Source organism: Halodesulfurarchaeum formicicum (assembly GCF_001886955.1).
Classification (GTDB): Archaea; Halobacteriota; Halobacteria; order Halobacteriales; family Halobacteriaceae; genus Halodesulfurarchaeum; species Halodesulfurarchaeum formicicum.
On sequence record NZ_CP016804.1, the window covers coordinates 1,585,940 to 1,599,054 of the forward strand.

The following is a 13,115-nucleotide window of genomic DNA, read 5'->3' on the forward strand; positions in this document are numbered from 1 at the left end:
TCGATTACGGGTTAGTCACTTCCCGTTCCGAACACGATGGCTGCCTCGCTCTCGGTGAACATCGTGTCGCTCCCGCGGCGACGCATCTCGTCGGAGATCTCACTCGGGGTGCCAAAGACCAGCGCGTCGGTGGGACAGGTCTCCACGCAAGCCGGGTCCTTGCCCTCCTCCAGGCGGTCGACACAGGTGGTGCACTTGTCCATGATCCCCGAGCCACCGGCCGTCTCCTCCTCGCTGGGGTACTGTGGCGCCCCGAAGGGACACGCCCAGGAGCAGTACGAACAGCCGATGCAGAGATCCTTGTCCACCTGCACCAGGTCGTGTTCGTCCCGGTGTAACGCGTCCGTGGGACAGACGTCGATACAGGGAGCCTCCGCGCAGTTGTAACACTGCATGGGCGTGTGGGACTCCCCGCCGGAGTACCGGGTGCCTTCCTGGCCCTCGTTGTGGGTCACGACCTCGATACGCTCCTCGGTGTGGCCGATGTCCCACTCGACCTTGCAGGCGACCTCACAGCCGCCACAATCGATACAGCGGTCAGTGTCGGGCACGACGCGTTTCGTCATTCCGCATCACCTCCGAGCGGGCGGCGAATGATCCCTTTCTCCTCCTGGTAGGCCAGTTGCTTCTCCGGCAGTTCCGGGATCTCCTCCGGACCTGCCTTCTCGACGAGCGCGAGGTTGGCTTTCGTCTCTTGCATCATCGTGTGTGGATCGTAGCCGTCCGACGTCCCGATGTTCGCCGAGTCCCCGATCGTGAGGGGTTCGAGCCCGTCGGGGTACCGATCGACGAGCGATTCGCCCTCGAAGATCCCGCCCCAGTGGAAGGGGAGGAATATCTCCTCCTGGTTGACCCGCTCGGTCACCCGAGCCTGCACGACCATCGTCCCGCGTTTCGTCCCGACCTTGATCCACTCACCCGTATCGACGCCGATCTCGTTGGCGACTTTCCGGTTGAGTTCGGCGTACATGAACGGCGCTCGCTCGGCCGTGTAGGGGTTGTTCCGGGTCTCGGCCCCGCCACCGGTATGTTCGACCTGCCGGCCGGTGGTCATGATCATCGGGTGGGAGTCCTTGAGGTCCGCCCGACTCTCCTGTTTCGAGCGGTCCTCCAGGTTGACCCGGAAGACATCCTCCATGTCCCCGTAAGTCGGGAACTCCTCGGCGATGTCCGGCCGCGGGGTCTCGATCGGCTCGCGGTGGACCGGTACCGCATCGTAGAGGTTCCAGGCCGAGCCGCGGGCTCGCCCACGTCCCGTCGGCGGGTCCGGCTGTGCGTGATCGAAGTCGCTGTACTCGCTCGGATCGACGTCATACCCCGCCTCCGAAAGCGCCTGGGCGGCGTCGTAGACCGACGTATCCTCCCGTTCGGCGTACTCGATCGGGATGGTCTTCGCGGCGGGGTCCTCGGGATCCGGCAGCGCAGTGTGCCACATCGGATACTGCGGGACACCCTCGAGCGTGCCGTCCCACCAGTCCGGTTCGTAGTCGTTCCGAAGCAGGGTCTCGCCGTCCGGGCCCTCCGTGCCCCAGCGGGTTCGGAAGTCGGCTCCGCCTGCAGCCGGGTGTTTGCCGGCGTCGTAGAGGATCGGGGTGCCAGGATGTTCGTCGTGCCAGGACGGCCAGGGCATCCCGTAGTAGTCCCCCGCGAGATCGTGATCGTCAGTGACCTCGGCTTTGAGATCGACCGGGCTGAACATGCCGGCGTGCTGCTGGTGGGCTTTCAGCCGCTCGGGCGTCTGCCCGATCATGCCGATGGTGCGCATGCCGAGGTTCCACTCCCGGGTCACGTCCTCCACCGTCTCGTAGTCGAAGTGTTCCCCGAAGCCGAGTCGCTCGGCCAGGTCCTGCATGATGTCGAAGTCCGGGCGGGAGTTGTGCCTGGGTTCGACGACCTGGCTGCGCCACTGGATCGAGCGGTGGGTGTTGGTGACACTGCCCTTGGTCTCGAGTTGGGTCGCGGCCGGCAGCAGGATGATGCCGTCGTCCCGGTCCGGCAGCGAGGACGTCAGGGCCGGGTAGGGGTCGATCCCGACGATGAGATCCAGTTCTTCCATGGCCGTCTGCATCCGCTTCATCTCGGAGACGGAGTTCAGCGAGTGGCCCCAGATCATCACGGCCTTGAGGGGATGGGGCTGATGGAAGTCCTCGCCGACGGTGTTCTCGGGATGAGCGGCCTCGTACCAGCGGGAGACGGTGAGGCCGTTTTTCTCCATGATCTCCTTGGAGTGGAACCGATCGAATAGCTCGTCGTAGGACGTCGAGCCGCTGGTCGAGGGGGTCTGGTCCCAGACCTGGGCCCAGTGTCGCCAGGCCCCTTCACCCAGGCCGTAATAGCCGGGCAGGGTGTTCGAGAGGACACCCAGGTCAGTCGCCCCCTGGACGTTGTCGTGACCACGAACGACGTTCAGGCCGCCCCCCGGCTGAGCGGCGTGTCCCAGCGCGAGGTTCAGCGTCGCAAAGGAGCGGATGTTCTGGGTCCCGTTGTTGTGCTGGGTCGCACCCATCGCCCAGTCCACAGTCGAGACCTCGGCGTCGGCGAGGATCTCGGCGACCTCCTTGAGTTCCTCGACGTCGACCCAGGTGATGTCCGAGACCGTCTCCAGGTCGTAGTCCCGCAGGTTCTCCTTCACCTCGTCCCAGCCGTAGACCCGGTCCTCGATGAACTGCTCGTCGTGGGCCTCGAGGTTGAAGACGATGTGATAGAGCAGGCCGTTGATGAAAGCCGTGTCCGTGCCCGGCCGGAACCGGACGACCTTGTCGGCCTGGGCGGCGGTCTTCGAGAATCGCGGCTCCGCGACGATGATGGTGCCCCCGTTGTCCTGCATCTTCTGGGGGTACTGCATCATCACGGGGTGGGACTCTGAGGGGTTGTGCCCGATGATGAGGTTCGCGTCCTGGTTGCGATAGTCGTTGATGGGGTTTGTCTGGGCCCCAAAGCCCCACGTGTTCGCCAGGCCGGAGACCGTCGTCGAGTGACAGATCCGGGCCTGGTGATCGACGTTGTTGGTCCCATAGAAGGCCGCGAGCTTCCGGAACATATAGGCCTCCTCGTTGTTGACCTTCGCCGACCCCATCCACATGACCGAGTCCGGGCTGTACTCCGTCCGGATCCGGTCGAGTTCGTCGGCGATCTCGCTCATCGCCTCGTCCCAGGAGATCGCCTGCCACTCGCCGTCGACTTTCTTCATCGGCTCCTTCAGACGGGTCTCGGAGTTGACCGTGTCAGTCAGGCTGGCACCCTTCGAACAGAGCCCACCCTGGTTGATCGGGTTCTCCTCCCACCGCTGTAAGCCCACCACGGCGTCGTTCTCGACCTCCATCTCCAGCCCACAGCCCACGGCACAGTGAGTGCAGATGGTCTTTACCGTCTCGGTGGAGCTATCACCGGCGGCCCCGTCTTCCTCGGTCGATTGTGCGAGGACTCGAGAACTCCCGGCGGCCGTGGCGAGGGCGGTCCCGCCCGCGGCCTTGAGGAAGTCCCGTCGCTCGAAACTTATGCTGGACATTAACATACAGATAGTGGGTTCCCATGGGGGTAGTACACGTCCCAATATACGGAGGGCTATTTACATAGTGGAGTATTGGGAGGCCCGCGAAACATTCCCGACAGCCCGTTCCCAGACGCCATCCAAGACTCTGCGAACTAAGGTAGGATTCTCAAAATGAGGGGTTCAGTCGGACTCAGCGGAGCCGAACCACGAGGTACGCTACCCCGGTCAGACCCACCCAGACCAGGAAGGCGGCCACGGCGACCAGGCGGAGAATCGACGGTCCCGGAATGGACGCGAGCCCCCAGGTCAGGATGCCGGCCCCGGCCAGAACGTGAAGCCGGCGCCCCCTGACCGTCAACAACGATTCGGTGAGGGTCTGATACAGCCCACGGGCCCCGAGCAGGACGGCCATACCGTACAGGCCAGCCCCGAGCAGCCCACCGATGAGCCCCAGCGGGGCACTCGAACCCGGATCGGGGTGAGTCGTGGGTGGCTGGGTCTGACCGGTCGTGGTCGGCGTCGGTGCGGCTTCGACCGTGACCGTCGCCGTCGCCGGGGTCGCACTCTCGATGCCCATGTCGTCTTCGACCCAGAGCGTGATCGGGTAGGAGCCAGCCGCGTCAAAGGCGGTGTCGAGGCTGGCCTCGGTCGTGACCGTCACTGATTCGTTCACCGAGTATCGGTAGGTCCGGACCGCCCCGTCAGAATCACTCGAACCCGCGGCCGAGAGTTCGATCGATTCGTCCACGGCGGGGGCCGATGGCGCGAACTCGATTTCGGCGGATGGGCGGGCGTAAGCCGGGCCGTGTCGGTCCGGGCTCACCTCGTGGAGGTCCACCCACCCGTTCCGGGTCTCCACGGCGTTCCCCTCGCCCTCGGGATTGATCGAGCGGTGGTACGGGCCGTTTGCCGCGCCCCAGTAGTTGGCTTCCGCCCGGACCGTTCCCGACACGTCAGTCAGGAGGCCGACGCGATGGCCATAGATGTCATTCGCCCGCAGGTCGACCCCGCTGGCCCCCTCGGTCAACAGGACGCCCACACCAGGGTCGGCGTCTGTCCGGGGATCGAGGTCACCGAACGCCACCGTGTTGAAGACGATCTCGTTGGCTTCGATCGTCGCCCGCTGGGGGCCCGAAGCCGTGATTCCGTAGGCGTTGGCCGCGAGGAAGTTTTCCTCGATCGTGTAGTTGCCAGCCGTGCGAACGCCGTTTTCGATCGCGAGCCCCTCGCGGGCGTTGTCGAGCAGTTCGTTCTCGGCCACCCGGAGCCCGGTCATCGACTGTCGTGCGGCGATCGACAGGCCCGACCCGCCGTTCTCGCGGGCGAGATTGTCCCCGACCTGGGTATTCCTGACGTGTCGAGCCGTCATCGAAAGGCCGCTTTCCCCGTTTTCGCGGAGTGCGTTCCCGGAGACTGTCGCGTCCTGGAAGGCGCCGACGAAGAGACCGATTCCGTGCCCGTCGTTGTCGCTGACGGTGTTGTTCCGGACGGCGATCGACGAGTCGGCAAAGAGTTTCGAGTGGAGGCTCAGGCCGTTCGCAGTGTGGTCGGTGACCGTGTTCCCGTCGAAGACAAAGTCAAAACCGTAGAACCGATCCATTCGCGGGTCGTGCTCGATGGCGACACCCTGGTCGCCCGACGTGATTTCGTTGGCCGAGAGGACCAGCGAGTGGACGTTCCGCTCGAGCCGGAGGTTCACGCCCGTCTCCGCGCCCGTGATCTCGTTGTTGCTGATCGAGAACCCCTGCACGTCGAGTGTCTCGACACCGACCCCAGTTCCGGTTGGTTCGATCGCGGTCGCGCGAATGGCCGTGGTTCGGATCTGGTCGGTATCAATCCCGATCCCCGTCTCGAGTCCCGTGAAGGCACTGTCACGGACCGAGAGGCCCCTGACCGTCGTCGCGTGGAGGTCGAGGCCGGCCCCCTCGATGTCGGTGAACGTGGTGTCCGAAATTTCCCACCCCGAGACGCTCTCGACCGGCAGGATCGCTGTTCGGGTCGCCGAAATCCCGTCGCCGCCGATCGATTCCAGGCGGGTCGAGTGGACCTGCAAATCCGTGCTCCGGTCGGCCACGGATACGGCGATCCCATCCCCCGCGGTCGACCGGGTCGTGGACTCAGTAAGCCTGACGGTCGAATCCGGGGTCTCGATTCGGATCGCGTTCGTGGCGTTTTGGAGTTCGACGTGTGCGAGCGTGAGCGTCGCCGACCCCGTTCCCGTGGTTCGGATGGCGTCCCAGGCCCCGGCCGTGGCCGCCGGTTTCGAGGCGCGGAACCTGATGGGCGCTTCGCTGGTGCCGGTGGCAGAGAGGGTCCCGGCCACGGAGAGTGAGATTCCCTCCGCGAGTTCGACGGTGGTGCCGGGCTCGATTTCGAGGGTCGCGTTCTCCGCGACCGTGACGTTCGAGACGATCCGGTACTCGCCATCCCAGGTGGTCGTCTCTGTGACGTTGTGCTCGACGACCGTCGGCCCTGCCTGGGCGGCCGCCGGTGCCGAGACCGCTAGCAGCGCGAGGGCCCCCAGTAGGAGTGAAACGGCGACGGTTCGCCGCACGGAGACGGACATGCCTACCCATTGACGCGCGTTCCCTTAAATAATCTCAGGCCCGGTCCAGTCGCTCCCCCTGATAGCTCCCGTCGTAGGTTCCCTCGTGGTCGGCCGCCGCCAGGACGAGTTGGGCGACCCGGGCCCCACGCTCCAGTTCGATTTCGTTGTGGACCTGGAGGAGCCCCTCGCCCCGACCCGAGTAGCCGGCGTCCCAGACAGCGGTGTTGAGCATTGCGCCGTTGCGCATGAGCGACGACCGGGGCAGGACGAACCCAACGTGTTCCTCAGGGATCGAAACTGTCTCGGCGTACTGGAGGATGTAGCCCCCGGGCGCGAGTCGATACCCCTCGCGGTCCTCGGGGCCGATCGCGACCGACTCGACCTGGTCTCGGTCGGCAATCGCCTTCCCATCGCGCGTGATTCGCCCGGTTCCCACCGGTTCGAGGACCGCTTCGAGGCGGAGATCGACGCCGTTTGGCTGGACCTGTTCGGCGTCGATCCCATCGAGCTGGTCGGCGACGAACGCGCCGCTTCTGAACATGCTCGAATCCGGGTCGGGCCGGCGTATGGCCTTTGTGCTTTCGGTCACCGTGACCCTCTTTTGACCGCAAGGCGTTGACTCGTTCGTGACGGTCCCAGACGCTGCCAGTGCCAGATTGCGCCCCGTCGAGCGGGCCGACCTCTACGCCGTGGTCCGGATCGAAGCCCGGACCTTCGAGGAGCCCTGGCGGCTGTCGACCTTCGAGCACTATCTCGATGCGCCCGGATTTCTGGTGCTCGAAGATCCCGAGAGCGATGCCGTGGGCGAGTCGATCGCGGGCTACGTCGTCGCCTCGCTCATGCGCGTTGGTGGGACCCGGGTCGGGCACATCAAGGACCTGGCCGTCAAGCCGGCCCGGCAGGGCGCGGGGTTCGGCCGACGGCTGCTCCAGGGGGCGCTGGGAACTCTCGAAAGCCAGGGCGCGACGGCCGCTCGACTGGAGGTCAGACCGAGCAACGAGGTGGCCCGGTCGCTGTATCGCTCCACGGGGTTTGCCGTCGCCGGCCGCAAGGAGCAGTACTACCCGAACGGTGAGGACGCCCTGTTGCTGACCCGCGAACTCGGGTAGCGCCACAAACGTGTTGTCGGTTCGCTCCCTGGCACCACCATGGAGACACGCGGACAGTTCGCTCCCGAGACCGAGCGAGCGGCCCGGGAACAGTACGCGGCCCTCGCGGGCCCCGCGAAGACGGTGACCAAGGAGATCGCCGAGGCGGGAACGACAGACCGGGACGCCTACCGGGCACTGACGAATGAGGATGTCTACGAAACCGCCCAACAGGCGCTTTTTGCCTCGTTGCTCGCAGTGCAGGTCGGTTCCACCGAGGAGTACGAGGACTGGCTCGCGGCCCGCGAGGACCTTGAAGTCGTCTTCGCCGGGACCGAGACCGTCCCACGGCGGGCCTGGCACCCGGTCTGGCCCCGGGCTGCGGTCGTGGCGGTCTCCTTCCAGGACAAGCCAGACGCCGCGGTCGCCTCGCTCCGCCGGCAGGCCTTCGGCCGGTTTTACCGCGACCTGGTGGTTGAATGACCACCGACGAGTGGCCAGTCCGGGAGTCGGTCCGCGAGTACGAGACCGGGTGGTACGACGGGGGGTATGACCTGGTCGAACAGCCGGATGGCACGACCAAACGCTACTACTGGGCCGACCTCGCCCCGGCGGTCATCGTCGTCGCCATCGACGACGAACAGGTGGTGTTCGTCGAGCAGTATCGCCCGACGACACGGGTCGAGAGCCTGGAGCTGCCGGCCGGCATCGTCGAAGACGGCGAGGACTACCTGGACGCAGCCCGGCGCGAGCTGGCGGAGGAAACCGGACTGGTGCCCGAACGCGTCGAACTACTCCAGACCATGGACGTGGCCACCGGCGTGTTGCGCCACGAGCGCGGGATCGTGGTCGCGACTGCCCTCACGGAGGGAACCCGGAATCTGGACGAAAACGAGTTTCTCTCGGTGTGTCGGGTTCCGAGGACGGAAGCTATCGAAATCGCCCGGGAGCCACCCGCGAACGACGCCACGCTTGAAGGGCTGTTGCTCGCGGCCCAGGACGGATATCTGAGTGAGTGAGCTACTCGACTGGCCGGGCGCAGTTCCGAAGCCGTCCCGAACACGCCGGACAGACTCGGGCTCCGGGATCGGTGACCGTTCGCCCACACTGGTAGCACTCGTAGCGATCAGCTTCCATACCCGACTCGTCGAGTCCTTCAGTATTAATCATGTCGTTCCGGTAGTTGCCCCCTGCCGGATGGGAAACCGTTAATCGCCACAGCCCCCAAAATCGAGCATGGAAACGTTATCCGCGACGGATCGCGTCCAGGGCTATCTCCAGGTGGCCCGGGCCCCGTTTCTGGCGCTCCCGGTGACGCTAATCCTCCTGGGTTCGGCAGCGGCCGTCGTCGCCGGCGGGTTCGACCCGGTGGCGGCGATCCTGGCGTTCGTGGGCCTGCTCTCCCTGCACGTCTCGATCAACGCCCGCAACGAGTACCGTGACTACCAGTCCGGAGTGGACCACGAAACCGACCCGACCCCGTTCAGCGGCGGCAGCAAGACCCTGCCCGAGGGCGAACTCGAACCAGTCGCAGCCAAACGCCTGGCGACGGTCACCGCCGGGATCGGGGCCGTCATCGGGGGCTACTTCATCGTCGAGGTCGGCCTGTTGCTCGTTCCGATCACGATCGTCGGCGCGATCAGCGTGCTCTTCTACACGAGCCACCTGACCCGCTATGGCCTGGGCGAACTCTTCGCCGGGCTCGGACTGGGTGGGCTGCCGGTGCTCGGCACGGGACTGGTCCAGGTCGGGTCGATCACGCCCGAAATGGTCGTGGCCAGCGTCCCGGCGACGCTTTTGACCTTCAACCTGCTCCTGCTCAACGAGTTCCCGGACGTGGCGGCCGACCGACGTGGCGATCGACAAAACCTGATTCACCGGCTGGGCCGGTCGGCGGCGGGCTGGATCTACGTCATCGCCGGGCTTGGTGTGCCACTCGCGATCGTCGCCGGCTGGGCGGCTGGGATCTTTCCGGCCTGGGGACTGCTCGGGATTCTTCCGTCACTGTTACTCGCTCGACCGGCCCGCTGGGCCATCACCGAACCGGACACCGACCTCCCGGTCGGGGCCCAGCGTGACAACGTCCTCTGGATCCTGGCGACGAACACGGTCCTCGCGCTGGGACTGATCGTGCCCAGTGTCCTCTAGTCCTCCGCGAGGATTTCGAGCCCGCGATTCGTGACCGCATCGGGATTCAGCCCCACCTCTTCGAGGAAGTTCTCGTACTCCCGTTCGCACTGTTCGGCGGCTTTCTGTCGCTCCGAAGCTCGATCACAGAGTTCGATGAGGTTCTCCGGCACGTCGTTCTGGTAGACGATCCAGTGGTTGACCAGGTCGCTCATCCGCCGGATCGGACTGGTGAAGTGCCCGTAGATCTCGAAGTTCAACGCGTGATGGCCGCCGAAGGGGTCGTTCATGTACTTCGCCCGGGGCATGACCTTCATGACCGCCCACTGGATCTTGCCGAGCTGGCGCTCGGGGGCCTGCTCCAGGGTCGCGTTGACTGCCTTCCGCGGGTCGTCCCAGGAATCCCCGGGGATGGAGACCCCATCCAGTTCCTGAATCTCCCGCAGCGCCTCGTCCCACTCGTCGGGCGAGGGCTGGGGGTGAACGCGATAGACGGCCTCGACCCCGCGATTCCACATCAACTCGTGGGTCACGGCCTTGTTGGCCTTGAGCATCGCCTCCTCGATGATCGTGTGGGCCTTGTCCCGGCGGGGATTCAACACGAGTGAGCCATCTGCCTTCCGCTGTTCGTGTAGCTGGTCGGTGACCTCCCAGACCAGTTCGATCTCGTCGTGAAGTGCTGCATCCGGGTCCGCCAGCCGATCGACGGCCTCCGTGTAGGTGAGCCGGGCGTCACTCTGGATGACCGACTTGTAGATCTCGATGTCCTCGAAGGAGAGGGTTTCCTTGTCGAGGTGCATCTCGACGGTGTGGGCAAGGCGATCCTCCTCGGCGACGAGTGAGCAGACCGTCTCGGCGAGGATCGGCGGCAGCATGTGGACGGTATGCCCCGGGAGATAGACCGTGTTCCCCCGTCGCAGCGCCTCCTCCCACATGGCCGTCCCCGGGCGGACGTAGTGGGTCACGTCGGCGATGTGCACCCAGAGGACGAACTCGTCGTCCCGCTCCTCGATCGAGAGCGCGTCGTCGAAGTCCTGGGCGTCGATCGGGTCCGTCGTCCAGGTCGTCATGTCCCGCAGGTCGGTTCGCGTTTCGAGTTCGGATTCGACCTCGGGCTGGACGTCGTCGGTGATCTCGTCGGCCTCCTCCCGGACGGCCGCCGGGAACCCTTCGGGGATCTCGAACTTCTCGAAGAGGTCCTCGCGTTTCGCGGCGAGTCGATCCGCGAGATCCGGGCTGATCTCGACCGGTCCCTGCCCCTCGGCAGTGCCCGCCTCGGCCTGCTGGTCCGTCGTCATGGGTTTGGGTACACGAAGCCAGCAGTTAGTCCTATTGGCCGCCCGCCGAGCGGGTCAATTAAGTACGGACCGGGCCGAGTCCCGGATATGGAAGTTTCGTCCCGCCATCACCTCCGGAGCGACGAAGTGGCGGCCATCGAGGACACGCTGGCGAACACCCTCGGGATCGAGGTCACCGCCGAAGCCTTCGAACTGGCAGAACTGGCAGATGCTGACTTCGACGTGGGCCTCATCGACGGCGACGCCCTCGTGTGGTATCCCGACGACGAGCCGTTTCTCACGGTCAAGGGCGCGAACGTCTACGAACCGACAAATCACCTCGTGACCGTCGACACCGGGGCGATCTCCTTCGTGAGCGACGGCGCGGACGTGATGCGCCCGGGGATCACCGAGGCCGACCCCGACATCGAGGCTGGGGATCTGGTCATCATCGTCGAGGAGACCCACGGCAAGGCCCTGGCGATCGGGCGTGCACTGACCGACGGCGAGGACATGGTCGGCGAGGCCGGGAAGGTCGTCGAGTCATTACACCACGTCGGCGACGAACTCTTCGAGTTCGAAGTGTGACGAGGGGAAACACTATTGCCCGCCCCGGGGCATCCTGTTGACATGGGATTCATGGATCGCATCCTCGGGGGCGAAAGCCGGAGTACCGGGGACTACGTGGAACTGGACCTGGAGGACGTGGCCGCCGACGCGGAGACGAAGATGCAACTTCACATCGCCGAGATCGACGGCCAGGAGGACGTGATCGCGATCAAGGACGCCGTCTACGACGGGGACCTCGTCGTCGCGGAGATCACCCGGCTGCGCACCGAGGACCCGACCATCGATCACGCGATCGACGAACTCCGGGAGACCGCAAAGGAGGTCGGCGGCGACATCGTCAAGAAGGGCGACGACCAGATCATCATCACGCCGACCGGCGTGGGCATCAGCCGAGAAAAGCTCAACCGCTAATCAGACTTCTTCGGGGACGTCGTCGGAGTCCTCGACGGTCCGCTTCATCGATTCGCGGCGGGACTTGGCGTCCCGGCCGGTGACTTCGAGCAGGAACTCGTTTTTCAGGTCGACAGCCTCGGCGGCCGCGTCGGCCTGCCCGGCCGCGATGACCTCCTCGGCCGGTCGCTCATCGAAGTGGACCGCAAGCCGGTCCTTCTTGGAACCGTAATCGGATCGGCCGGCCAAAATGCGGTCGAAGACCGGGTTCGACGGGTCCTCGACGACGTACATTTCGACGCCTTCGAACTCCTCGGTGCCCGCGACCGGGCCGAAGTACTCCTCGATTTTCGCCTGCAGGTCCGGCACTCGCTCTTCGAGGTACTCCCCCCGACGCATCTTGTACTCCTTCATGCTGAGGAAATCGGCTTTGATGGGTAAAACGCCTTCGTCACCGGCGTCCGGCGAGGTAGCCGCGATGGCACTCCGGACAGATGTCCCCGGCCCGCAGCGAGGAGCCGGGCCCCTCCGTGAAGCCACATTCGGGGCATTCGAGGGACTGGGCCGGCGAATCTGGGTCTTCGTCGACCTCGAGTGGCCCTTCGCTCGTGATCCCGCTTGGGCCACGATTCCCGCTTGCGGGTTCGGCGGCCGCCGACTCGCTCTGGGTGTCGAACTGGAAGGCGGGGTCGTCGTCGGCGGGTGGCTCCTCGTCCCCGGGTGGACTGGCCGACCAACCGCCCGTCTCGGCCGCCGCGTCTGTCGCTGCTTCCTGGTCGGCCGCTGGCCAGTCTCCCGTCCCTTCGATCGGTGACTCGTCGGTCTCGGCCGTGGCCGCACTGGGTTCGGCCTCGTCGCCTGCCCCGGTCTCGCCGTCGGGTTCGGCCGGCGTGTCCGTCGCTTCGGTCGTGGATTCGGCCGCCGCGGTCGTCTCCGTCGGCGTGTCGGTCGCCGTCTCGGAGTCGGCTGGCCCGGACGCCTCGGCCGGATCCGTCGGTTCGGCCATCGATTCCTCCGTTTCCGTCCCGAACATGGAGGCCGGTTCGGCCGTATCCGCGGTTGCATCTGCGGGTTCGTCCTCGATGACGACGCCGGTGTCCTCGGACTCCACCGTGTCCACTTCCTCGACCGATTCGGGGGACGCCGGCTCGGAATCGTCCGGTTCCGTCGTCGCTTCGTCGGGGCCCGCTGAGTCGTCCAGGATGACCGCGTCCTCGCCCTCGGCGATCGATTCGTCCGTGTCTGTCTCGACGGACGGTTCGGTGTCGGTGATCGATTCGTCCGTGTCCGCCTCGACGGACGGTTCGGCCTCGGCGTCCTCGACGAGCTCGGAGACGTCGACTGCCGTGTCCGCCTCGGCTTCTGCGGACTCGGAGACGGGGGCCGGTTCCGATTCTGGCTCCGGTTCGGGTTCCGAATCCGCCGCTCCGAGGTGTCTGACCTCCGTATTCTCCGAGATGACCTGTTCGGCACCACAGCGGTCACACGTCTTGATCTTCCGGATCGTGACCACCGCCTCGTCCCCCCGTTGCTCGCGGTCGCGCTCGGTCACCGGTTCCCCGAAGGCGTGACCCAGCAGTGAACACCTGAGACCCATTGGCGCGTGATTTCCGGTCCACCCG

Annotated in this window: 14 protein-coding genes; 6 read left to right on the top strand and 8 right to left on the bottom strand. The window is 65.7% G+C overall.

Going from position 1 to position 13,115, the window contains the following annotated elements; translation table 11 throughout:
• Positions 1 to 11 precede the first annotated feature (11 nt).
• The 4 genes from HSR6_RS08215 to HSR6_RS08230 form a co-directional block, all read right to left on the bottom strand.
• Positions 12 to 566: a 4Fe-4S dicluster domain-containing protein gene (locus HSR6_RS08215; RefSeq protein ID WP_071933315.1), complete on the bottom strand. Its 555-nt coding sequence runs from the start codon at positions 564 to 566 to the stop codon at positions 12 to 14.
• The gene (locus HSR6_RS08220) at positions 563 to 3,508 is read right to left on the bottom strand and encodes a molybdopterin-dependent oxidoreductase (RefSeq protein ID WP_233488536.1); all 2,946 of its coding nucleotides are present in this window, start codon (positions 3,506 to 3,508) and stop codon (positions 563 to 565) included. The genes HSR6_RS08215 and HSR6_RS08220 overlap by 4 nt, the downstream gene beginning before the upstream one ends.
• A gap of 175 nt (positions 3,509 to 3,683) precedes the next feature.
• Positions 3,684 to 6,059: a right-handed parallel beta-helix repeat-containing protein gene (locus HSR6_RS08225; protein ID WP_071933317.1), complete on the bottom strand. Its 2,376-nt coding sequence runs from the start codon at positions 6,057 to 6,059 to the stop codon at positions 3,684 to 3,686.
• Between the two features lie 34 nt (positions 6,060 to 6,093).
• Positions 6,094 to 6,582: a deoxyuridine 5'-triphosphate nucleotidohydrolase gene (locus HSR6_RS08230; protein ID WP_071933318.1), complete on the bottom strand. Its 489-nt coding sequence runs from the start codon at positions 6,580 to 6,582 to the stop codon at positions 6,094 to 6,096.
• Positions 6,583 to 6,667: 85 nt separating this feature from the next.
• On the opposite strand from HSR6_RS08230, the gene HSR6_RS08235 reads away from it, so the two are divergent.
• Genes HSR6_RS08235 through HSR6_RS08245 form a run of 3 tightly spaced genes read left to right on the top strand, consistent with a single transcriptional unit; the run spans position 6,668 to position 8,148 of the window.
• On the top strand, positions 6,668 to 7,150 hold the full coding sequence (locus tag HSR6_RS08235) for a GNAT family N-acetyltransferase (RefSeq protein ID WP_070365422.1): 483 nt from the start codon (positions 6,668 to 6,670) through the stop codon (positions 7,148 to 7,150).
• 39 nt (positions 7,151 to 7,189) lie between these two features.
• Positions 7,190 to 7,612 carry a DUF5809 family protein gene (locus HSR6_RS08240; RefSeq protein ID WP_071933319.1) on the top strand — a complete coding sequence of 141 codons (423 nt, stop codon included), beginning with the start codon at positions 7,190 to 7,192 and terminating at the stop codon, positions 7,610 to 7,612.
• The gene (locus HSR6_RS08245; RefSeq protein WP_071933320.1) at positions 7,609 to 8,148 is read left to right on the top strand and encodes an NUDIX hydrolase; all 540 of its coding nucleotides are present in this window, start codon (positions 7,609 to 7,611) and stop codon (positions 8,146 to 8,148) included. The genes HSR6_RS08240 and HSR6_RS08245 overlap by 4 nt, the downstream gene beginning before the upstream one ends.
• Position 8,149: 1 nt before the next feature.
• Here HSR6_RS08245 and HSR6_RS10925 read toward each other — a convergent pair whose 3' ends face one another.
• Entirely contained in the window at positions 8,150 to 8,266 is a 117-nt protein-coding gene (locus HSR6_RS10925; RefSeq protein ID WP_148661821.1) for a rubrerythrin-like domain-containing protein, read from the bottom strand.
• Between the two features lie 99 nt (positions 8,267 to 8,365).
• On the opposite strand from HSR6_RS10925, the gene HSR6_RS08250 reads away from it, so the two are divergent.
• Entirely contained in the window at positions 8,366 to 9,277 is a 912-nt protein-coding gene (locus HSR6_RS08250) for a prenyltransferase (RefSeq protein ID WP_070365425.1), read from the top strand.
• On the opposite strand, the gene HSR6_RS08255 is transcribed toward HSR6_RS08250, so the two are convergent.
• Positions 9,274 to 10,554, bottom strand: a complete 1,281-nt coding sequence (locus HSR6_RS08255; protein ID WP_070365426.1) for an RNB domain-containing ribonuclease — start codon at positions 10,552 to 10,554, stop codon at positions 9,274 to 9,276. The two genes, HSR6_RS08250 and HSR6_RS08255, sit on opposite strands and share 4 nt — an antisense overlap.
• 87 nt (positions 10,555 to 10,641) lie before the next feature.
• Here HSR6_RS08255 and HSR6_RS08260 point away from each other — a divergent pair, with 87 nt between their 5' ends.
• Both HSR6_RS08260 and HSR6_RS08265 read left to right on the top strand, forming a co-directional pair.
• On the top strand, positions 10,642 to 11,121 hold the full coding sequence (locus HSR6_RS08260; RefSeq protein WP_071933321.1) for an RNA-binding protein: 480 nt from the start codon (positions 10,642 to 10,644) through the stop codon (positions 11,119 to 11,121).
• Between the two features lie 42 nt (positions 11,122 to 11,163).
• Positions 11,164 to 11,514: a cell division protein SepF gene (locus tag HSR6_RS08265; RefSeq protein WP_070365428.1), complete on the top strand. Its 351-nt coding sequence runs from the start codon at positions 11,164 to 11,166 to the stop codon at positions 11,512 to 11,514.
• Here HSR6_RS08265 and HSR6_RS08270 read toward each other — a convergent pair whose 3' ends face one another.
• Complete coding sequence (locus HSR6_RS08270) at positions 11,515 to 11,907, bottom strand: DUF5611 family protein (protein ID WP_070365429.1); 393 nt, start codon at positions 11,905 to 11,907, stop codon at positions 11,515 to 11,517. It abuts the gene before it with no gap.
• Positions 11,908 to 11,944: 37 nt separating this feature from the next.
• Positions 11,945 to 13,090 (bottom strand): DUF7093 family protein, encoded by a 1,146-nt coding sequence (locus HSR6_RS08275; protein WP_071933322.1) that lies wholly within the window; start codon positions 13,088 to 13,090, stop codon positions 11,945 to 11,947.
• Positions 13,091 to 13,115 lie beyond the last annotated feature (25 nt).

Bases quoted from the DNA above. Each gene is read 5' to 3' on its own strand.
- HSR6_RS10925 (WP_148661821.1), bottom strand. From the start codon at position 8,266: ATGGAAGCTGATCGCTACGAGTGCTACCAGTGTGGGCGAACGGTCACC.
- HSR6_RS08260 (WP_071933321.1), top strand. From the start codon at position 10,642: ATGGAAGTTTCGTCCCGCCATCACCTCCGGAGCGACGAAGTGGCGGCC.
- HSR6_RS08215 (WP_071933315.1), bottom strand. From the start codon at position 566: ATGACGAAACGCGTCGTGCCCGACACTGACCGCTGTATCGATTGTGGC.
- HSR6_RS08275 (WP_071933322.1), bottom strand. From the start codon at position 13,090: ATGGGTCTCAGGTGTTCACTGCTGGGTCACGCCTTCGGGGAACCGGTG.
- HSR6_RS08250 (WP_070365425.1), top strand. From the start codon at position 8,366: ATGGAAACGTTATCCGCGACGGATCGCGTCCAGGGCTATCTCCAGGTG.
- HSR6_RS08265 (WP_070365428.1), top strand. From the start codon at position 11,164: ATGGGATTCATGGATCGCATCCTCGGGGGCGAAAGCCGGAGTACCGGG.
- HSR6_RS08270 (WP_070365429.1), bottom strand. From the start codon at position 11,907: ATGAAGGAGTACAAGATGCGTCGGGGGGAGTACCTCGAAGAGCGAGTG.
- HSR6_RS08240 (WP_071933319.1), top strand. From the start codon at position 7,190: ATGGAGACACGCGGACAGTTCGCTCCCGAGACCGAGCGAGCGGCCCGG.
- HSR6_RS08230 (WP_071933318.1), bottom strand. From the start codon at position 6,582: ATGTTCAGAAGCGGCGCGTTCGTCGCCGACCAGCTCGATGGGATCGAC.
- HSR6_RS08245 (WP_071933320.1), top strand. From the start codon at position 7,609: ATGACCACCGACGAGTGGCCAGTCCGGGAGTCGGTCCGCGAGTACGAG.
- HSR6_RS08225 (WP_071933317.1), bottom strand. From the start codon at position 6,059: ATGTCCGTCTCCGTGCGGCGAACCGTCGCCGTTTCACTCCTACTGGGG.
- HSR6_RS08220 (WP_233488536.1), bottom strand. From the start codon at position 3,508: ATGTCCAGCATAAGTTTCGAGCGACGGGACTTCCTCAAGGCCGCGGGC.
- HSR6_RS08255 (WP_070365426.1), bottom strand. From the start codon at position 10,554: ATGACGACGGACCAGCAGGCCGAGGCGGGCACTGCCGAGGGGCAGGGA.